The sequence below is a fragment of the Pedobacter sp. TM02 genome, from assembly GCF_059705275.1.
Genome location: NZ_AP046530.1, coordinates 3494057 through 3515626 on the forward strand (window position 1 = coordinate 3494057; position 21570 = coordinate 3515626).

At 45.1% G+C, this 21570-nt stretch carries 15 protein-coding genes; 6 read left to right on the plus strand and 9 right to left on the minus strand.

Annotation, left to right across the window (positions count from 1 at the left end):
• The first annotated feature begins 16 nt into the window (after nt 1–16).
• From AC6H1S_RS15045 to AC6H1S_RS15065, 5 genes are all read left to right on the plus strand, one after another.
• The gene (locus AC6H1S_RS15045) at nt 17–1534 is read left to right on the plus strand and encodes a TlpA family protein disulfide reductase (RefSeq protein ID WP_497564114.1); all 1518 of its coding nucleotides are present in this window, start codon (nt 17–19) and stop codon (nt 1532–1534) included.
• 63 nt (nt 1535–1597) lie between these two features.
• Complete coding sequence (locus AC6H1S_RS15050) at nt 1598–2275, plus strand: LytR/AlgR family response regulator transcription factor (protein ID WP_199137603.1); 678 nt, start codon at nt 1598–1600, stop codon at nt 2273–2275.
• 97 nt (nt 2276–2372) lie between these two features.
• Nucleotides 2373–5867 carry a response regulator gene (locus AC6H1S_RS15055; protein ID WP_497564115.1) on the plus strand — a complete coding sequence of 1165 codons (3495 nt, stop codon included), beginning with the start codon at nt 2373–2375 and terminating at the stop codon, nt 5865–5867.
• Between the two features lie 8 nt (nt 5868–5875).
• Nucleotides 5876–6715, plus strand: a complete 840-nt coding sequence (locus AC6H1S_RS15060; protein ID WP_497564116.1) for a CheR family methyltransferase — start codon at nt 5876–5878, stop codon at nt 6713–6715.
• A 4-nt stretch (nt 6716–6719) separates the two neighbouring features.
• Nucleotides 6720–8306, plus strand: coding sequence for a hybrid sensor histidine kinase/response regulator (locus AC6H1S_RS15065; RefSeq protein ID WP_199137600.1), 1587 nt, complete (start codon nt 6720–6722; stop codon nt 8304–8306).
• 22 nt (nt 8307–8328) lie between these two features.
• Here AC6H1S_RS15065 and pth read toward each other — a convergent pair whose 3' ends face one another.
• The 3 genes from pth to AC6H1S_RS15080 form a co-directional block, all read right to left on the minus strand.
• Nucleotides 8329–8889, minus strand: a complete 561-nt coding sequence (gene pth, locus AC6H1S_RS15070; RefSeq protein ID WP_497564117.1) for an aminoacyl-tRNA hydrolase — start codon at nt 8887–8889, stop codon at nt 8329–8331.
• 144 nt (nt 8890–9033) lie between these two features.
• Nucleotides 9034–9612: a 50S ribosomal protein L25/general stress protein Ctc gene (locus tag AC6H1S_RS15075; protein WP_199137597.1), complete on the minus strand. Its 579-nt coding sequence runs from the start codon at nt 9610–9612 to the stop codon at nt 9034–9036.
• Nucleotides 9613–9692: 80 nt separating this feature from the next.
• Nucleotides 9693–10634 (minus strand): ribose-phosphate pyrophosphokinase, encoded by a 942-nt coding sequence (locus AC6H1S_RS15080; RefSeq protein ID WP_199137595.1) that lies wholly within the window; start codon nt 10632–10634, stop codon nt 9693–9695.
• Between the two features lie 386 nt (nt 10635–11020).
• Here AC6H1S_RS15080 and AC6H1S_RS15085 point away from each other — a divergent pair, with 386 nt between their 5' ends.
• A complete protein-coding gene (locus AC6H1S_RS15085; RefSeq protein ID WP_497564118.1) occupies nt 11021–14125 on the plus strand; it encodes a glycosyltransferase family 117 protein in 3105 nt (1034 codons plus the stop codon).
• A 181-nt stretch (nt 14126–14306) separates the two neighbouring features.
• On the opposite strand, the gene AC6H1S_RS15090 is transcribed toward AC6H1S_RS15085, so the two are convergent.
• The 6 genes from AC6H1S_RS15090 to AC6H1S_RS15115 form a co-directional block, all read right to left on the minus strand.
• Nucleotides 14307–15272 (minus strand): acetyl-CoA carboxylase carboxyltransferase subunit alpha, encoded by a 966-nt coding sequence (locus AC6H1S_RS15090; RefSeq protein WP_199137591.1) that lies wholly within the window; start codon nt 15270–15272, stop codon nt 14307–14309.
• Nucleotides 15273–15416: 144 nt separating this feature from the next.
• Nucleotides 15417–16280 (minus strand): SPFH domain-containing protein, encoded by an 864-nt coding sequence (locus AC6H1S_RS15095; RefSeq protein ID WP_199137589.1) that lies wholly within the window; start codon nt 16278–16280, stop codon nt 15417–15419.
• Nucleotides 16281–16285: 5 nt separating this feature from the next.
• Complete coding sequence (locus AC6H1S_RS15100; RefSeq protein ID WP_497564119.1) at nt 16286–16459, minus strand: hypothetical protein; 174 nt, start codon at nt 16457–16459, stop codon at nt 16286–16288.
• Nucleotides 16460–16601: 142 nt separating this feature from the next.
• Complete coding sequence (locus tag AC6H1S_RS15105) at nt 16602–18188, minus strand: S10 family peptidase (RefSeq protein ID WP_497564120.1); 1587 nt, start codon at nt 18186–18188, stop codon at nt 16602–16604.
• 199 nt (nt 18189–18387) lie between these two features.
• On the minus strand, nt 18388–19653 hold the full coding sequence (locus AC6H1S_RS15110) for an alkaline phosphatase family protein (RefSeq protein ID WP_497564121.1): 1266 nt from the start codon (nt 19651–19653) through the stop codon (nt 18388–18390).
• 3 nt (nt 19654–19656) lie between these two features.
• Nucleotides 19657–21552 carry an alpha-amylase family glycosyl hydrolase gene (locus tag AC6H1S_RS15115; RefSeq protein ID WP_497564122.1) on the minus strand — a complete coding sequence of 632 codons (1896 nt, stop codon included), beginning with the start codon at nt 21550–21552 and terminating at the stop codon, nt 19657–19659.
• Nucleotides 21553–21570: the final 18 nt, after the last annotated feature.

Below are 21570 nucleotides of genomic sequence, written 5' to 3' on the forward strand. Positions count from 1 at the left end.
TCTTATTGCATAAACCATGAACCTCAAAAAAACTACCCTCCTCTTATTGGCCTTGGCTTTTCCAATCTATTCTTTTGCACAGTTTAAGCTCAGCGGAAAGATCAAAGACTATAAGGGAAGCGAAAAACTGCAACTCAACATCCCGTTGGTTTATGGTTTTTACGAAGAAAACTCGATTAAGATCCCTGTTAAAAATGATGGGAGTTTCAACATCGAACTACCGCTTAAGGAAACAAAATTTGCAAGCCTCATTTTAAGCAATTACAAATATGACCTTTTACTGCATCCCCATAAAAATCTTTCGATAACTCTAAATCAAACAGCTCAGGTGATCGAATATTTAAGTGGCACTGCGCTTCGAGAGAACGCTTTGATGCAGCAAATCAACTTTAGAGCTTCTGCCTTCTTCTTAAACGACCATTCTGACAATGATAAATATTATGCCCAATTTACTTATCAAAAATTGCTGGATAGCGTGATGCATCCTTATCTCAAACAGCAAGAACAAAAAGTCAAATCCGTTCAAATTTCAAAAATCAATAACATTGCTAAACAAATTATTATTGATGACATCAATTACCGCTCGATTTACTTGTTGGATATGTTTGCCCGAACAGCAAATTTGGAAAAAAACACAATGGACAGCCTCATTCTCAAGATATTTGAAAACTCCAAGTTGCCAGGTCAGGCAGCCCCTTCCGGATCTAATTATTACAATTACTTAGATAGCTACTTCAAATATTTGGCGACGAAAGCTTTCTTAAGAGCCAAACAGGATAAAACTCCTGACAACCAACCCCTACTGTACTATGGCATTAGTTTGGATAGCGGCAAAACACTGGCTAAACAAAAAGGAAAATGGTACGTGGAATGGATAGGGGCCATAAAAAACATTCCTGCCAAAAATATTGAATCTTACTTTTATCAAAAAATTGCCTCCCTTTACACCGAAAAAAATCTAACCCACTTACAGTATTTAGCCGAAGCATTTGAAAAGCAGTTTCCCAGCAGCATTTACTTAAAGGATGTAAAGACAAAAACCACCAGCTTAAAACAAAGACTGGAAGAGAACCAAAACAATAAAAATATTGTAATTATTAATGGCTACGAAAACATTAGCCGTATAGCTGATGTGATCAAAACACTTAGAGGCAAGGTAGTTTATTTAGACGTTTGGGGCACTTGGTGCGGTCCATGTAAAGAAGAGCTGCAATATGTACCTGAACTTAAAGCTAGATTTAAAGGTAAAAACGTAGCCTTTGTTTATTTAGACATGGATGAAGATAGCCAAGATGACTTCTGGAAACAGTTTATTAAAGTAAATGGAATGGAAGGCCTACACCTGCGCAAAAGCCGGCAAAACATCGCTCCATTTTGGAAAGAACTCTTAGCTGGAGCCCAAGACAAGAGCGAATACTATCCGCAATACTTCATCTTCGACAAGGCGGGCAAGCTGGTAGCAGCAAAGGCAAAACGGCCAAGCGACAGGGAGGAACTTTATCAACAAATAGACAGCATTTTAAACCAGGAATAATTTGACAAACTAGGATTTTTTGCACCTTTGTTTAACAAAATAAAAGCCAACCAAAAAATTTAAATGATTGCCATTGCTATAGACGATGAACCCATTGCCTTGGATATTGTGGCCAGCCACGCATCCAAAGTGCCCTTTTTAGCATTAAGGGCCAGCTTTAGCAACGCCTTTGAGGCCATCTCCTATCTGCAGCAAAACAAAGTAGACCTTATTTTCCTCGACATCAAAATGCCCGACATCAGTGGCATTGATTTTTTAAAGGCTCTGAGCAAGCCGCCCATGGTTATTTTTACAACGGCCTACAGCGAACATGCTGTACAAAGCTTCGAGCTCGATGCCGTGGATTATTTGCTCAAGCCCTTTTCGCTTTCGAGGTTTTTAAAGGCCTGCAACAAAGCCAAGGAACTGTTCGACCTGCGTACACAGGCGCCAAGGCCACAGAGCGATTTTATTTTTGTAAAAGATGGCTACGAACAGGTTAAGGTATGGCTTAAGGATATCAATTATGTAGAAGCTTCAGGCAACTATACCCAGTTCCATTTGACCAACGATAAGCTCATCAGTTCGCGGATTACCATTAACGAGCTGGCCGAAATCCTGCCCACGGCCCAGTTTGTGCGCACCCATCGGGCATTCATTGTGGCCAAAGACAAAATCAGCAAATACGACCGTACCCAGGTTTGGATCGGCGAAAAAACCATCCCGATAGGAACTACCTATTACGACTGCCTAAAGCCTTAGCCAAAACCCATAACAACTATCTTTTGAGCCACTTAACGCACCACTTGGGATTATGCATGTTTTAATCCTATCTTAGCTTTATAATTTTTATTAATCGATGGTTAAGCTTTCTTTTAAACAACAGGTACTTACGGGTTTTGTTGTTTCGTTGCTCTTTGTTTTTATCTCGGCCCTGACTTCTTATTTTAGCCTCAAAGCCTTTTCCGAAAGTTCGCAATGGGTAAGCCATTCGCATGCCGTAATCAGCATTGCCGAGAAAACAGAAATTGAGTTGCTCAATGCAGAAACAGGCCTCAGGGGCTATCTCCTTACCGAAAAAGAGACCTATAAAAATCCCTACAACAAAAGCATCAACAGGATTATCCCAAATATAGACCAGTTAAAAAAACTGGCTCTCGACAATCCGCAGCAAGCCAAATTAGCCGACAGCCTGGAGTTTTATGCCCTGCAAAAGATCGAGGACATGAAAACGATCGTCCAAAAGGTAAACAGCCAAGGCTTTGCCGCAGCACAGGCCAAAGCGGTTGATAGCATTGGCCAGGTTTCCAAAGAAAACTTCCTCCGGATCAACAATGCCTTTGTTAAAAACGAGCAGGCCTTGCTCGATGAGCGCAAAAGCAATAACGAAAGCAAAAGTCGCACCACCATTATTGTGGTTATTTTAAGCGCGGTAATTATTTTTGGCCTTATTCTGTTTTTGCTGCGCTACATTAGGCGCACCTTCGACCAGCAAAAGGAAACCGAAAAAGAAATCTTGGAAACCAATAAAGAGCTGGCCGAAATATCGGCGCAAAACGAGCACAATAACTGGCTTTTGAGTGGCGCCGCCCAAATCAACGAAGCCATGCGCGGCGAGCAGGAAGTTGACGAGCTGGCCACCAATATCATTTCTGCCATTTGCAATTACATCGATGCCCGCATTGGCGCCCTGTTCTTAGTTGACGATAAAAAGCAATCGCTTTACCTGAGTGGCACCTATGCCTACGAAGGCCGACTCAAAAAGAACATCCACTTTGGCGAGGGCCTGGTGGGTCAAGCGGCCGTAGAAAAAAAGACCAAGTACATCAAGGATGTGCCGCCGGGCTATGTCAAGATCAGTTCTGCACTGGGCGAAACCGTGCCCAACTATCTTTTTTTGGTGCCGATTGTTTTTGAAGGCAAAACCATAGCCGTGGCTGAAATGGGCTTTTTACTAGCGCCACAGGCCAACAAGCTCGAACTGATTGCCAACATTGCCGAAAATATAGGCATTGCACTGAACAGTGCTTTGGCCCATTTGCAACTGAAACAGCTTTTTGAGCAAACCCAGCAGCAGGCCGAAGAGCTAGCCAGCCAACAGGAAGAACTGCGTACCACCAACGAAGAACTGATTTACAAAACCGAAGCGTTACAGGCTTCGGAAGAAGAGCTGCGCGTACAGCAAGAGGAGCTGCAGCATGCCAATGCCGAACTCGAAGAAAAGGCGCAGCAACTCGAAGAACGCAACGCTTCCATTAACCAGGCCAAAGAAGCCATTAGCCTCAAGGCGCAGGAGCTGGAACTGAGCAGCAAATACAAATCGGAGTTTTTGGCCAATATGAGCCACGAATTGAGAACGCCCCTAAATAGCATCCTCATTTTGGCACGTATCTTAAAGGAAAACAGGCCGAACAACCTGCAGGAAGAGCAGATCAAATATGCGGGCGTTATCCACAATGCCGGATCGGATTTGCTAACGCTCATCAACGATATCCTCGACCTTTCTAAAATCGAATCGGGCAATATTGACATCAACCTTCAGCATGTCGACCTGGCTGATGTGAAGCACAACATCGAATCGTTGTTTAGCGAAGTGGCCAACAACAAGAAAATCGATTTCAACATCCAGCTTGCGGCCAATCTGCCCAAAGAACTTACTACCGACCAGGGCCGGTTGGAGCAAATCATCAAAAACCTGCTTTCCAACGCCTTTAAATTTACTCCAGAAAAGGGCAAGATCAAACTCGACATTGGCTTGGCCCAAAATGCACAGTTTGGAGCAAACAGCAAGCTCAAAAGCAGCGCCAGCATACCCTTGTATTTTGCGGTTAGCGATACAGGCATTGGCATTTCCAAAGACAAACAGCGCGTTATTTTTGAAGCTTTTCAGCAGGAAGACGGCTCTACCAGCAGAAAATACGGCGGTACCGGCCTAGGACTATCCATTAGCCGGGAACTGGCCAGTTTGTTAGGTGGCGAAATACAGGTAGACAGCGAGCCGGGCATGGGAAGTACGTTTACCCTGTACCTTCCGCAAGACTTGGCAGCCACATCAAACAAGGAAACCAAAAACGAGCCCATTGCGCCTCCAGCTTCTGTACAGCCAAGCCGCGAAAGCCTGCCAATGCCATCCTTAGAAACAGGCAGCAACCCGATAGAAGGCAAGCACAGTTTGCTCATTGTAGAAGACGACGAGAATTTTGCCGAAATATTAAAAGCCTATGCCATCGAAAAAGGCTTTACCCCCATGGTGGCGCATAGCGGAGACCGGGGCTTGCAAATGGCAACCGAACTGCTACCCGATGCCATTGTGCTCGATGTGATGCTACCGGTAATGGATGGCTGGACCATCCTCAAAAAACTAAAGGAAAACCCGGCAACGCAGCATATTCCGGTACATATGATGTCGGCGGGCGACGAAAAAGTGGCCAAGGCCGAAAAAGAAGGCGCCATTGGCTTTTTAAAGAAACCCGTAGAAAAAGAAAAGCTAGACCATGCCTTCGAACTGTTGGGCCAGCAGCATGCCTATACCTTCAGCAACGTGCTGCTGGTAGAAGACCAGGTGCTGCAAAGCAACACGCTCAAAGAACAGCTGATCCAAAAAGGCGTCAAGGTATCGCAGGCCTATACCGGCAAAGAAGCCATGGCCATTTTGGAAGAGCAGACCTTCGATTGCATTATTCTTGATTTGAAACTGCCCGATATTTCTGGCTTCGCCCTTTTAGACCAGATCAAGGCCAATCCGGCATGGACACACATTCCGGTCATTATTAACACCGCCATGGAATTAGACAAGGAAAAAATGGCGCAGATTATGCGTTATACCGAGGCCATGGTACTTAAAAGCCACAAGTCCAACGACCGCTTGCTCGACGAGGTTAGCCTCTTTATGAACAGGTTACAAAAACAGGGCAGGCAACTCCCGGCAAGCTTAGCGCCTCCGGTGTCCGGTAAAAAAAGAGCCACCACGCTGGAGAAAGCACTCAAAGACAAAACGATTTTAATTACCGACGATGATATGCGCAATATTTTTGCCCTTTCAAGTGCGCTACAATTTTACGAGATTAATATCGTGATTGCCAATACGGGAGTAGAAGCACTTAAACGGCTGGAAGAACATCCACAAATTGATTTGGTGCTCATGGATATCATGATGCCAGAAATGGACGGCTATGAAGCTATGCGCCGCATCAGGCAAGATAAACAGTTTGAAAAGCTGCCCATCATCGCACTTACCGCAAAGGCGATGAAAAACGACCGTGAAAAATGCATTGAGGCCGGGGCGAACGACTATATTTCCAAACCCGTTGACGTTGACAAGCTCTTGTCGATGATGCGCGTTTGGCTTAGCTAACTAGAACCATGAGAAACTTTTCTGATCCTGCTAAAGAAACCATCTCCGAAAAAGAGCTGCATTCGTTGATCCACTTGATCAAAAAGGTGCATGGCTTCGACTTTGAGAACTACAGCACGGCTTCTTTAAAAAGACGGGTAAGCCGGATTATGGAGCTCGAAAGGTTAGATTATGCCGATTTGGTTAACATATTGACCAATGACCAGCATTATTTCGACCATTTTTTAACCGAAATTACCGTGAACGTTACCGAAATGTTCAGGGATCCTGCTTTCTATAAATCTTTTGCTGCACACGCCATTCCTTACCTCAGTTCTTACCAGCATATTAAAGTGTGGCACGCTGGTTGCTCAACCGGTGAGGAATTATATTCATTTGCCATTTTGTTTAAAGAGCACCATCTATATCAACGCAGCTTTTTCTATGGTACAGACATCAATCCAAATGCCCTTGAACAGGCCAAAGAGGGGATTTATGACCTGCGCCAAATGAAACTCTATTCGGAAAACTACCGCGCAACGGGTAGCATCCATTCGCTTGGCACCTACTACACAGCCAAGTACGATGCCGCTTCGATGATACGCGGATTGAAAAAAAATACCCTGTTTTCTGTACACAACCTGGTAACCGATGGCCCTTTCAACGAATTTCAGGTCATTGTTTGCCGCAATGTGCTTATTTATTTCAACACCCTGCTCCAAACCAAGGTTATCGAGCTCTTTTACAACAGCTTGGCCACTTTCGGCTTCCTTTGTCTGGGCAGCAAGGAAACCATCAGAAATACAGACCTCCTCAAACATTTTAAGGTCATTGATCAAAAAAACAACATCTATCAAAAAATAACATAGCGCCATGAATAAAATTAACCTTCTTATTGTGGATGATAAGGCTGAAAATATTGTTGCGCTAGAAGCGCTGCTGCATCAGGAAGATATCAATATCATTACTACTACCTTGCCCAACGAGGCCCTGCGCATTTGTTGGGAAAAAGACATCGCCATAGCCTTGGTTGATGTGCAGATGCCAGGCATGGACGGTTTTGAGCTGGTCGAGATTTTAAAGGACAACCCGCGTACCCAGGAAATCATGGTCATTTTTGTAACCGCCATTTCTATCGAAACCAAGTATGCCATTAAAGGCCTTAACGTAGGTGCCATCGATTACCTTTACAAACCGCTCGATCCTTATATTACTTCGGCCAAGGTCGATTCTTTTATCCAGGTGGTGCGCAACCAGCGCGAAATCAAGCAGAAGAACCTGCAGCTGGAACATTTTCAGGCCGACCTGATCAAGGCCAAGGAAGAAGCCGAACAAGGCAAAAGAGCCAAGGAAAATTTCATGGCGCACATGAGCCATGAAATCCGCACCCCCATCAATGGAATTATCGGCCTAACTCACCTGCTCAAAAAAAGCAAGCTCGACGAGCAGCAAAAAGAAATGCTTGAATTGCTGGAGGTTTCTTCCGAATCGCTGTTGGGTGTCATCAACGATATTTTGGATATTTCCAAAATCGAAGCGGGCAAGTTCAGGATGAACTTTGCCGAAACCGACATCAGGCTGCTCACCACTCAAGCCACCAACCTGCTCAACATCAGGGCCAAGGAAAAAAACATTGCCCTGATATTAGATCTTGACGAGAATCTGCCAGACGTAATTATTGCCGACTCGCTCAGGCTGAACCAGATCTTTATGAACCTGCTGAGCAATGCCATCAAGTTTACCAACGAGGGCGAGGTAAGGTTCAGAGCCGAAGTACTGAATAAAAAAAGCAACAACGCTCACATCCGTTTCTCGATATCAGATACCGGGATTGGCATTGCCGCCAATTTCAAGGACAAGATTTTCGAATCGTTTGAGCAGGTAGAAGACCACCGCATTTCGAGATACGGCGGTACCGGCTTAGGGCTTTCTATTGTCAAGAAATTGGCGGAGCTTAAAGGCGGCGTACTCGAAGTTGAAAGCGAAGAAGGCAAAGGCAGCACCTTTAGCTTTACCAAATGGTACGAGTTTGTTGAAGGCAAAAAAAATGCAAAAGAAAGTGATGTAGCTACCGAACTGCCAAGCTTGGAAGGCGTACGCATCCTGATTGCCGAAGACAATCCGATCAACAAGTTTTTGGTCGTGAAGATTTTGGAAAGCTGGAAAGTAGCTACGCACGTAGTAAACAACGGACAGGAAGCTTTGGATGCACTTAAAGAAAACAACTACGACCTGATTTTAATGGACACCTACATGCCTGTAATGGATGGCTTGGAAGCCACCAAGAAAATAAGAGCCGGCTATATACCAGGTAAACAATACATCCCGGTTATTGCCTTTTCGGCCGGCGTGTTGGATATGGACCGTGAAATTGCCATTGAAGCAGGGGCCAACGATATTGTAGGCAAACCCTTTAAGCCCAATGTGCTGCACCAGAAAATAAGCCGTTTTACCCGATAAATTTGAAATAAAGCAATCGGCCTTATTTATTGTAGAGGGTCATGGTTTGTGCCGCGCCAATGGTAGCAAAGCTTTTGATCATGGTTACGGCTTTATTGATTAAGATGGGCAATTCTTTTTGCTCGTCTTTATCAAATCGGCCCAATACGTATTCGGCTTGCTGGCCTTTTCTAAAATTATCGCTAATGCCAAAGCGCAAGCGGGCATAGTTTTGTCCGCCACAAAGCTCTTCTATGCTTTTGAGGCCGTTGTGGCCAGCGCTGCTGCCCTGTAGTTTCATCCTGAGTTTACCCAAAGGCAGGGCCAGGTCGTCAACCAGCACCAACACATTTTCGGGCGCTACCTTCAATTCCTTCATCCAATAGTTTACGGCCTTGCCGCTCAGGTTCATATAGGTAGTAGGCTTAATTACATGTAGTTTTTTACCTTTAAAGCTTACTTCGGCATAATAAGCCAGCTTGAGCAGCTCAAAGCGGCCCTCCAGCTCCTCTACCAGCTTATCGGCAATGTTAAAGCCAATGTTATGGCGTGTATCTACATATTCCGGCCCAATATTTCCGAGGCCTACAATCAGGTACTTCATGGCGCAAAGATAAGAATCAGTTGACAGTTTTTTGGGGGGCAGTTTTTTAAACGTTTGCGAAGTTTAAAATTTCGCAGGGGTGGCCAACAAAAAAGCGGCACAAAATTTCTTCTGTACCGCTCTGTAGCATACTGCTATTGGAAATTATTTTCCTTTAGCTTCGTTTTCTGCCTGTTTCAATGCTCTTGACATACCTACAGAAACGATAGTATCTTCTGGCGTGTTGGTTACAAAGTAATCAGCAGCTTGCAAATCGCGTACGCGGAACAAGTTACCAACTTCCATTTTGGCAATGCTTACCTCAACTACTTGCGGCATGTTTTTAGGCAATGCTTTTACGCGTAGCTTACGTAGCTTTTGAACCAATTTACCCCCCATTTTAACACCTGGAGAAGTTCCGGTCAATTTAACTGGAATTTCCATCATGATTTCTTTGTCGTCAAATAACTGCAAGAAATCTACGTGCAATAACAAGTCGGTTAGTGGGTGAAACTGTGTATCTTTTACGATAGCTTTTACTTTTTTGCCATTTACTTCGATTTCAACAAAGTTAGCTTCTGGCGAATAGATAGCTTCGTTCAAGTCGGTTCTGGTAATTGAAAAGTGCACTTGCTCTTTACCACCATACAATACCGCAGGAACTTTACCTTCGTAGCGAAGTTCTTTGGCATCGCGTTTCCCTACGTTCTCTCTAAGAGAACCGCTAATTGCGATTGTTTTCATTTTTGATATATTTAATTGTAATAAATGCTTTTTTAGTTTCGCTTGGGGGCAACCGGTCTCTGTGCGCGCTGTCCTGATCGTTATACCCTAAACAAATCGCTGATTGAACCATGTTCGTTTACATTGGCAATGGCCTTTGCAAACAATTTGGCAGTGCTCAGCACTCTTATTTTATCGCTCTGTTGTTTCAACGGAATGGTATCGGTTACGATCAGTTCTTCCAACACAGAGTTTTCGATGGTTTCGTAGGCTTTGCCCGAAAGCACCGGATGCGTACAAACGGCTCTTACGCTTTTGGCACCATTGTCCATAATCAGGGCCGCTGCTTTGGCCAATGTTCCGGCCGTATCGCAAATATCGTCTATCAGCACAATGTCTTGCCCGGTTACATCACCAATAATCGACATGGATTCGATTTCGTTGGCACGTTTACGGCGTTTATCGCAAATCACCACCTCTGCATTAAAAAACTTGGCAAAGGTACGGGCACGGTATGAACCGCCCATATCTGGCGAAGCAATAGTCAGGTTTTCAAGGCCGAGGCTTTTGATGTAAGGCACAAAAATGACCGAACCATCCAAGTGATCAACCGGAATATCAAAAAAACCCTGAATTTGAGCCGCATGCAAATCCATGGTCATGATACGGTGTATACCCGCCGCTTTCAACAGGTTGGCAACCAATTTGGCGCCAATGGCTACACGAGGCTTGTCTTTACGATCCTGACGGGCCAATCCGTAATAAGGAACCACTGCCGTGATGTAATGCGCAGAAGCTCTTCTGGCGGCATCAACCATGAGCAAAAGCTCCATTAAATTGTCGGTAGGCTGATAGGTAGACTGTACCAGAAACACATCGCAACCCCTGATCGATTCGTCAAAAGAAGGTTGAAACTCGCCATCGCTGAACCGACTTAAAGTTACGTCTCCTAGTGGTTTGCCGTAAGCGTCGGCAATTTGTTTAGCTAAATCTTTAGTGCCAGTTCCGGCAAAAATTTTAACTGGGTTAAATTGCAATGGCATGATTTGCGGGTATCAATGCGGGTTAAAAAAAATCGGATTGCGAATATTCACAATCCGAAAAAAATTTGTTGTCCGACCTGGATTCGAACCAAGACAAACGGTACCAAAAACCGTTGTACTACCCTTATACTATCGGACAATCTTCCATCTCAACATACTTTCGTTCCGAAATGGAATGCAAATGTACGCACATTTTTTATTTCTGCAAATCAGAATTAAAAAAAAATGAAAATATTTTTTTGGGCAAGCTCCATGCCTGCTGCAAACGATTTCTGCGGGTTAATTTTTGTTAAAAGAGCTCAAATGTTTATGCTTATTTCAATCTATTTCTTTATTTTCGGCAGCCTTATCGTGTGCATTAGGCACTTATTTTATCCATTTATAAAATGAACTATTCGAAAACAAACAACATCGTTGGCTGGATCTGCTTCTTCATTGCAACGCTAACCTATATTTTAACCCTTGAGCCTTCTGTGAGTTTTTGGGACTGTGGCGAGTTCATTGCCTCGGCATTGAAAATGCAGGTCGTACATCAGCCAGGTGCCCCACTGTTCCTCATGATCCAACGCTTCTTTTCTATTTTCGCTATGGGCGACAATACCAAAGTTGCCTATTTCATGAACGTAGGCTCGGCCATTGCCAGCGGCGCCACCATTTTGTTCCTGTTTTGGACCATTACCGCACTCGCCAAAAAAGTGTTGGTTAAAGGCCAGGAAGCCATCAGCAAGGCTACCTTGATCAGCATCATGGGCGCAGGTGCAGTAGGCGCATTGGCCTATACTTTTTCCGACAGTTTTTGGTTCTCGGCAGTTGAATCTGAGGTATATGCCTTGTCATCACTTTGTACTGCCATTGTTTTCTGGGCGATTCTAAAATGGGAAAGCATTGCCGACGAGCCCCGTGCAGACCGTTGGTTGCTTTTTATTGCCTATATCATGGGCTTGTCTATCGGCATCCACATCCTCAACTTGCTTACCATTCCGGCTATTGCCTTTGTTTATTATTTCAGAAGGACCAGCAATCCTACTGCAAGCGGCATTATCAAGACCTTTATCATCGGCATCCTGATATTGGCTGTGGTTCAATACGGCATTATCCAATACCTGGTTTCTTTTGGCGCCTATTTTGATCTTTTCTTTGTGAATACGTTGGGATTGGGCTTCGGAAGCGGCGTACTTTTCTTTATCTTACTACTGGTAGGCGGATTGGTTTTCGGCATCAGGTACTCGATTAAGCATCAAAAGAAAATCCTGAACCTGGCCTTGCTGTCAACCACACTGATTATTTTTGGCTATGGTTCATTCGCCATGATTTTGATCAGGGCGCAAGCCAAACCAAACCTCAACAACAGCGATCCCGACAATGCTTTCTCTTTCTTGAGCTACCTGAACCGCGAACAATATGGCGATAGGCCTTTGTTGGTTGGACCTAACTATAACTCTATTCCTAAATACAAGGAAGATGGTTCGATGCCTATTAGCGTTGACCAAGGAAACATCTACAGAAAAGGCGCCACCAAATATGAGATTGCCGGCGTAAAGAGCAAGCATATTTATGGAGAGAACGAAACTTTTCCGGACAGCATCCGCCGTCTGCAGCACGAAGTATTGTTCCCGAGAATGTACAGCGACGAGCAACGCCACATCAACTACTATAAAGACTTTATGGGCTTTGACGACCAGCACTTTCCAAGTACCATAGACAATGTGGCTTTCTTTTTGCGCTACCAATCCGCTTTCATGTACTTCCGCTACTTTATGTGGAATTTCGCCGGTCGACAAAACGAAGACCAGGGCCAGGGAAGCTTGTACGAAGGTCGTTCGTTAAGTGGCATCAAGGCCATAGATGCGATGACATTAGGCGACCAAACCAATTTGCCACCGTCAATTAAGGACAGTACTTCCTATAACCGTTTCTTCTTCCTGCCATTGATATTGGGCTTATTGGGCATGATCTGGCATTTCAAACGCAAGCCAGAAGATGGCGGCATCATTGCCTTGCTATTCTTCTTTACGGGCATTGCCATTGTACTTTACCTCAACCAAAAGCCTATGGAGCCAAGGGAAAGGGATTATGCCTATGTGGGCTCTTTCTATGCCTTTGCCATTTGGATAGGCCTGGGCGTGTTGGCCCTAAAAGAATGGGTGTTTAAAAAACTAACGCCACAAGCCGGTGCTATTGGCGCTACGGTAGTTGCCATTGCTTGCGCTCCCGTACTGATGGGCGCCCAAGGCTGGCGTGGCCACGACCGCTCGACCAAAATGGTTGCCCACGATATTGCCGTAAGTTACCTGGAGTCGTGTGCGCCTAATGCTATTTTGTTTACTTATGGCGATAACGATACCTATCCGCTGTGGTATGCGCAAGAAGTAGAAAACATCCGTCCAGATATCCGCTTGGTTAACCTGAGCTTGTTCGACACCGACTGGTACATCAACGGCATGCGCAAAAAGGTTCATCAATCGGAGCCTTTGCCGATTACCATGAAAGAATCGCAATATGTGGCCGGCGAAAGGGATGTGATGTATTACAAAGACTACCAAATTAAGGATCCGGTAGAGCTGAAACAGATTGTAGACTTGTTGCTGTCGGATGATAAAGACGATAAAATGCCTTTGTCTGATGGCTCAACTACCAACTTTATTCCGACCAAGAACTTCAAGCTGACCATAAATCCGCAGGAAGTGGTAAGCACAGGAACCGTACCGGCTTCGGAGATATCGAGAATTACCCCAGAAATGGTGTGGAAGTTTAACAAAGGCTACGTAACCAAAGGCACCTTGGCCATGCTTGATATCTTGGCGCACAACAACTGGAAAAGACCGGTTTATTTTTGCAGCACCGTGCCATCAGAGCAATTTAACGGCTTAGACAACTACCTGTACAGCGAAGGCTTGGCCCTAAGATTACTGCCTTTGCAACCCGATACGGCCAACAATGGCGAACAGGCCATCAACTTGGATCCGATGTATAACCACGTCATGAATAAATTCAAGTGGGGCAATGTGAAAAATGCCCGCTACTTGGATTCTCAGTCTACCGACGATATTTCGATCTTCAACAACGTTTTCAACAGCTTGACAACCGGCCTGATCAAAGCGGGCAGAATTGAAGACGCCAAAAAAGTAATGCGCAGGTACGACGAGGTAATGCCGACCAAGATCTATGGCATGCGTACCATGATGGGCGTGCCAACCATGGCCCAAAACCTTTATATCTTGGGCGAAACCGAAAAGGCAAACAGCCTCATCAAAAAATCGGCCGACTACATTGGCAAAGAAGTAGGCTACCTGGCCGATGTATCGAAAAGCAAAGACCAGTTAATTGGCGGCCAAAATATCCAAATTGGATTGATGTATGGCTTAAAACCAATGGTCGAAGTGGCGAACGAGTACAAACAGACCAAGCTTGCCGAAGAGGTGAACAGGCAATACAACGAATTGTATGGCAGGTTTGCACAGTTCTTCGGGCCTGCACCTGGCGCACGATAAAAAGGGGCCTTGTGCCCTCTCAAAAAAGCCCCATCTAAATTCAGTTAGATGGGGCTTTTTGCTGGAGTATGGTTTTCGGCCACGAATAATTCCGCCTGATGTAGGCCCTTAACAAAGCCAGCCAACAAAAAGGCCATTCTGCTGATGCAAAATGGCCTGCTGAAAATCATATGTTTTTTAATTATCCTTCGTTCACTACGCCCATCGAGCAGAATTTCTCAATTCTGGTGTCGATCAGTTTATCCGGGCTTTGTTTCTTTAAGGTTTTCAGGTCTTTTAAAATCTGCTCTTTTAAGGTCTGCGCCATCAGCAATGGATCTTGATGTGCGCCGCCAAGGGGCTCTTTAACCACGCCATCAATCAGTTTGTTGGCATACATATCTTCCGAGGTGAGTTTAAGGCATTCGGCGGCTTTCTCTTTGAAATCCCAGCTTCTCCATAAAATCGAAGAACAGGATTCTGGCGAGATTACCGAATACCAGGTATGCTCCAGCATATAAACCTTATCTCCAATACCAATGCCCAAGGCGCCACCAGAAGCACCCTCGCCTACCACAAAGCAGATGATAGGCACCCGCAATACCGACATTTCCAACAAGTTGCGTGCAATGGCCTCGCCTTGTCCGCGCTCTTCTGCCTCCAGACCTGGATAAGCACCCATGGTATCGATGAAAGAAATAACCGGCTTGTTGAATTTTTCGGCCAAACGCATCAAGCGCAAGGCTTTTCTGTAGCCTTCAGGATTAGCCATACCAAAATTGCGGTATTGACGCTCTTTGGTATTCTTTCCTTTTTGGTGGCCGATAATCATCACCGTTTGTCCGTCAATACTGGCAAAACCGCCAATAATCGCCTTGTCGTCCTTTACGGTTCTGTCGCCATGCAACTCGATGAAATCATCGCAGATCAGGTTGATGTAATCTAAAGTTTGTGGACGTTCGGCGTGACGCGACATCTGCACTTTTTGCCAACCTGTTAGGTTTGTATAAAGATTTGCACGGGTTTCGGCCAATTTCTCGTCAAGTTCGGCCAAAGTTGCAGACATGTCTACTTTGGTTTTTTCGGCAACTTGTTTTACCTTTTCTATCTGCTGCACTAAATCAGCTAAAGGCTTTTCGAAATCAAATGATGTTTTAATCTGTTCCATAAGCGGGCTGTAAAAGTAAGGAATAATCCCGAAACATAGTACAATAAAATTTTCCGATGATTTTCTTTTTACTCCAAAAAGTTATAAAACGGCAAAGCCACGATGTTGATCATGGCTTTGTTTATGCTCAAACAGCGGCTTTTTCTACTTGATTGGCAGCATCAAACTCGAATTGCCTCCGGCTTGCGTGGTGGGCAGCGTGCCGTTCCATTTTTGGATCCATTGCTGCTGGATCAACAGGGGCGTTAACGATTGTTGCCTTAACCGATTGGCTTCGGCTTCGGCCTTTGCCCTTACCAAAAGCGCTTGGGCCTCGCCTTGCGCAGTAGCCACCTTTACCTTGGCTTCGGCATCTGCCTGCTTGGCCTGGTTTTCGGCTTTGAGCCTGGCTTGGATAGAGGCATTCTTTTCATCGATCATTTGCCTCAAGCTTTCTGGCGGCGTAATGGCCGAAGTTAGTTGGTCGTACACAAAACCGTCTTTGCTCAGGTTCTTGGTCAAGATGGTCTGGATTCGGTCTTCGAACCTTTCGCGGTTAGACATTACCGAATCAGAACTAAAAGAGTTGGCTACGATCCGATAGGCATCATAAATGGTATTGCGCATAAATTGCTGTTCTATCTCGCTCAAAGGCTTGCGATATTGCCTGTAGATTTGTGGCACCATCGAAGCATTGACATGATAGTTGAGCTTGGGATCTACCTTAAACTCGGCCGCATCTTTTGTAGTTACCACAAAGGGCTCATAATCTACCGATTGGGTGTAGGTAGGAAATTCAACAATCTTGGTGGTCCAGCTGTTGTACCATACCCTACCGGTAACAATGGTAATGTTATCCACTCCTCGGTCAGAGCCATACAAATTGATTTTGATCCCCACGTTTCCGGCATCGATATTCTCGTAGGTAAAAGGCTGGACAAGATAAATGATAAAAAGTACAACGAAGATCAGCACGTATCTTACTAGTCTTTTAATAAATGTTCCACTGGTTTGGGCTTGAAATTGCATGAGCGTCAGATTTTTTTGATGAATACTACTAAAGGTCTGTATATAATACCAATGCCCAGCACCACCTCGAATAAACCAAGCCCAACTTCAAAATTGGAAGGCTTGCTGATGTTATCCAAGCCAATGGTAAGCAGCACAATGGCCACGACTACCCTCAAAAGCAGCAAAATTTGTTTCATAGATGTACCCTTATTTTCAGTAATGATAAATAATTGAACAAAAATTATCAAATATTTAGTTCAATTGATAATCAGGAATTAGACAAATAAAAAAGGCCTACGTTACCGCAGGCCTTTAGATTTATTGTAGTTAGTTAATCGTTTAGAATTTGGCAGGCACGCCAGGCTTAGGCAAAGCCTTTTGGATAAACTCCCTGATGTGGTCGTTGCCCATGGCCAAATCCGGCTTGCGCAGGTACATCATGTGGCCGCTTTCGTAGCCTTCCCAAGTCATCCTGTCTTTGAGCTTGCCGCTTGGATCCATTTGCCACATGTTGTATTTGGCATTGAAATAGTCACAGGCCCCATCGTAATAGCCTGACTGTACAAGCAGGTGCAGGTACGGGTTTTGTGCCATGGCCGCACGCAGGTTCTCTCCGGTTCGGTTGCCCGTATTATCCCAAGGGTTTACCGGACCGAACATATTGTATTTCAAGTCGGTTTTGTAGTTCAGTTCGTTGCGCAGGTACATGTTGATGGCCGGTGTAAACGAATGCAGCCAAGAAGTAAGCTCGGCATTGTAGTCTGGTCCATCGCCGGCATCAGCCCTGTCGATACCCCTGTATCTCGAATCCAATCGGCCAACGGTATAGCCTTTATCGCGTAAAAGCTCTTTCCAAAACAAGTTGGTCGATACATCAAGGTTGTTCTGTAAAATCACCTTTTCAGAGATGCCAGAATATCTCGCCATTTTGGCTGCGATCTTTTTCTTTTCGTCCATGGGTAGGAAACCGCCTTTGGTAATGGCTGGAATCAGCTCATCCACCGTAAACTTCTCTACTTCTGGCAACATGGCCTGTAGTTTTTTGCCTTGCAGGTCGGCAGGCAGCATTTTGTGGTACCATGCTGTGGCCGCAAAGTAAGGCAGGCGCAAGGCCGCATCCATTACGGTTCCTCTTTCAATGCCCAATTCTGTTGGCGATACCAAAATAACCCCGTTCAGGTACATCCATTGGTTGCTTTGCAGTTCTAGGGCCAAACCCGAAACGCGGGTTGTGCCATAGCTTTCGCCAATCAAGAACTTAGGCGATGCCCAACGGTTGTTGCGGGTTACAAATGTATTGATCCACTCGGCCAAATAACGGATATCGGCCCTAACGCCAAAAAATTTACTGCCCGGCACGTCTTTGCTCGTGGTACGAGAATAGCCAGTATTCACGGGGTCGATGTAAACGATATCGGCAATGTCGAGAATTGAAGAACTATTGTCTTTATAGCCATAAGGCTGAATTGGGTAGCCTTCGTCGTCGATATTTAAGACCACTGGGCCGGTATAGGCAATGTGCATCCATACCGAAGCCGAACCTGGTCCGCCGTTAAACGAAATCACCAACGGCCTGCTGTCTCTGTTTTGGATATCGGAACGCTCATAGTAAGTATAAAACAAACCGGCAATCGGCTTGCCATCTTCGTCCCAAACCGGCAAAGTACCCGTTGTGGCTTTGTAAGGAATGGTTTTGCCTTTAATGGTTACGGTATGGTTGGTAACCACCGAGCTTTCTGGGTTAATTGTTCTCGACGAACCCGATGCTGGCGCAACGCGTGTGGGTGCGTCTTCCTTTACCACTGGCGCAGTTGATGCGGGTGCTCCGGCCTGGCGCTGTGGGTTCTGCCCTTGTCCGCGTTGTTGGGCCTGGGCAAATCCGGCTAGGGTTAAAGCAATTAAAGTTGTCGTAAATATTTTCTTCATATCGTTTTGGTTTGCTTGATCAGTAAATATCAAAAATTGAATGCACATTTTACAAAAGCACTGAAATTGTTACCATCTTAGCGATTGGCACAACAGGCCATGGACCATCTAGCAGCAGCGCGGCCAATTTAACAGGAGGGAATTAAGAGGTTGCCAAAACGTAATGTTTACCAAGCATTGAAAGCCTTCAACTCAAAACTCATTGTTTTTCTTTCAATATCGGTTGCAGCACCTTGAGCTTGCCGTCAATTTTTTCAGTATAGTTTAAGCCTAAGATATGCGCAATTAAAGGATAGACATTCACGTTTTCGAAAGCCGGAATTTGCAGTCCCGATTTAAAGGCTGGCCCCCAGGCATAAAAAATGGCATGCATGTCGGGTATGGCCGGATCAAAGCCATGTTGTCCCCTATCGGGCTGTACCCCATTCACATTAAATACCTTGGGCAAGTGTGGCACCAGTAAAATATCGCCAATTCGGTTGTATTTGTCTTCTTTTTTGTTGTAATGCCAAACTTTGGGCACCTTCTTGCTCAAATACACATCATAGTCTTTGGCTTCGGCCTTTAAGGCCCGATAAGTGGGTTTTACAAAGGATGGATCTTTGGCATACAAATGCAACAGGGCATTGCCCGGAGTTACTGTAAATTGAGTTAAACTAACCGCTTTAGGCAATGGAATGGTATTTTGGTTATCGATAGTTGCCATGCCGTGGTCAGACAGCAGGATAAAATTGGCTTCAATGCCAGTGGCTTTTACCGCTGCCACCAGCTGGCCAACGGCATCGTCTACCAGCTGTACGGCCTTTCTGGTTTCTTCAGAATCGGCGGTGTGTTTGTGGGCTGCCTGGTCTACCTGCGGAAAATACAGTGCTATGAAATGGGGTCTTTGCGCGGCAGGCAATTGCAACCAGTTCTTCACAATGGCTACCCGTCGCTCAACCGGAATACTTTCGTTATAATTAAAAAGATAGGTCGGCCTAATGCCATTCATCGAGATTTCTGACCCTGGCCAATAAAATATGGCGCTCAGCATTTTTTGTTGCTCGGCCAATACCCAAAGCGGCTTGCCAAAATACCAAGAGCTGTCAACCGCCAGCAGTTTATCCGATTTCTTGTAAACAATGTTCCGTTGCTTATCGTAAAAGATATTGTCTACGATGCCATGGTGCGATGGATAAAGTCCGGTGGCAATGCCATAATGGTTCGGAAAAGTAAGCGAGGGGAAAGAAGGTTTCAAATACTCGGCCTGTACCCCGCCTGCTCTCAGGCTTATCAGGTTTTTGGCCTGGTATTTATCGGCCAGATCCCACCTGAAAGCATCAATGGAAATTAAGATTACATAAGGCTTTTGCTGCTGTTCAATACTATTGAACCTATTTGGAACTATCTTTTGCACGGTATCTTGTGCGTGTAGCACCATGGCGCAACCCAACCATACCAGTACGGCAACTAATCTTTTGAACATCTTTTAATTTAATGTTTGTTTGCTGTAAATGTGATATTCTCCGGGAGCCAAAGTTGCCGAATAAATACTGAGGGGCATGTTCAGGCTAGTGCCACCAGCGGCATCGGTCCAGGTACCGTTGGCCCCAAAGTCGATATTGGCCGTTTGGCTGACCACATCAAAATTGCCAACCACTACTACCGTATTGCTGCCATTGGTTAATTTGATGTATTTTATGCCTCCCGTTAAATTGTAGGCAGGATTTTGACCGGCAAAAATAGTGTTGTTTTTTTTAAGCCTAATCAATTTAGCATAGGCATTGAACAGCGCTCTTCTTTGTGTATGATCATAATAGTCCCATTTAATAGGCTTCTCGCCGGTCCGGCCGTTGTAGTCGATGCTGATATCGTAGCCCAATTCGCCAAACTGCCAAACCATTTTTGGCCCAGGCATGGCCAACAGAAAAGCAGCTGCCATTTCTTGGCGTTTTAGGGCAGTAGCTAGATCTTTAACCGAATAGCTGCCTGATGCATTGCCATAATTGATGTTTTTAAAGTTCAGGCGTTCTTCGTCGTGGCTTTCTATGTAATCGACCAGGTTTTCTGATTTGGCGAACCCGTGCTTGGCAAAAAATCCCCACGAAAAATCAGATTGCCCTAACCAGCCCATCGTAGCCTCGTTCATGTCGTGGTTCAGATTGCTCCACAACATCATGCCTTCATCGGCCAATACCTTTTCTTCGGTTGCATCGGCAAAATGTTCTAAAATCACATAGAAATTATTGGCATCTAAGCTTTTGATATAATTGTTGTATTCTTTCCAAATGGCAATCCTGCTGGCATCATAGGCCGCAAAGCCTGCATCATTAGTGGTATAGTTTTGGGTAAAGCCTTTTGACAAATCGAACCTGAACCCATCAATTTTATATTGTTGCATCCAGAACTTCACTACATTTTTAACAAAATATTTGGTAGCCGGACTTTCGTGGTTAAAATCGTAGCCCACATTGTAGGGATGCTTGGCATCAACATTAAACCAAGGGCTGTTACTGGTAGGCTTGTTGCCATCAAAATACAGTTGCACCATTGGCGATTGGCCAAAAGAATGGTTCAGCACCATGTCCATAATCACGGCAATGCCCCGGCCATGGCACTCGTCAATAAAATTTTGGAGTGCGGTTTTGGTACCATAGTATTTATCGGGTGCAAAGTAATAAGACACGTTGTAGCCCCAGCTCAGGTTGCCCTCAAATTCGGTTACGGGCATCAGCTCGATGGCATTGATGCCAAGGCTAACCAAATAATCGAGTTTTTGCAAAGTAGAAGCATAGGTATGTTCCGTAGTAAAATCGCGCACCAGCAATTCGTAAATCACCAGGTTGTTTTTGTCGGGCCGCGTAAAACTGTTTTTCCAGGTATAGGTAGGCTGATTGGCCTGCATTACGCTTACGATACCCGTAGTTTTGCCCGTAGGATAGGCCCGCAGGTTTGGATAAACACTGGCCGTAATGTAAGGGTCGTTATCTGGATCGAGTACCTTTTCGCAATAAGGATCGGCCACTTTTAAGGTGCCGTTTACCAAAAACTGATAAGCGTATTCGGTATTGGGGTTCAGGCCATCAATTTGCACCCACCAGGTATTGCCGTCGGCAGTATTCTTCATCTGGTAAGATGCCGATACCTGCCAATTGTTGAAGTCGCCAATCAGCGCTACCGAAGTTTTACCGGGCGCATACAGCGTTACAATGGCCGAAGTACCTCCATTGATAAAAGCCACCCCATCTTTGGCACCGGCAGGCAATTCGTTGCTTGGCGTAGGCGTAACCGGAGTTACCGGCGTTGGTTCTGTACTGGTTTTGGCCTTTTTGCAAGCCGTTAAGGCTACTGCCACCAACAGCAAAAGGTAAACTATTTTTCTCATGGCGAAAGATTGCTAGGT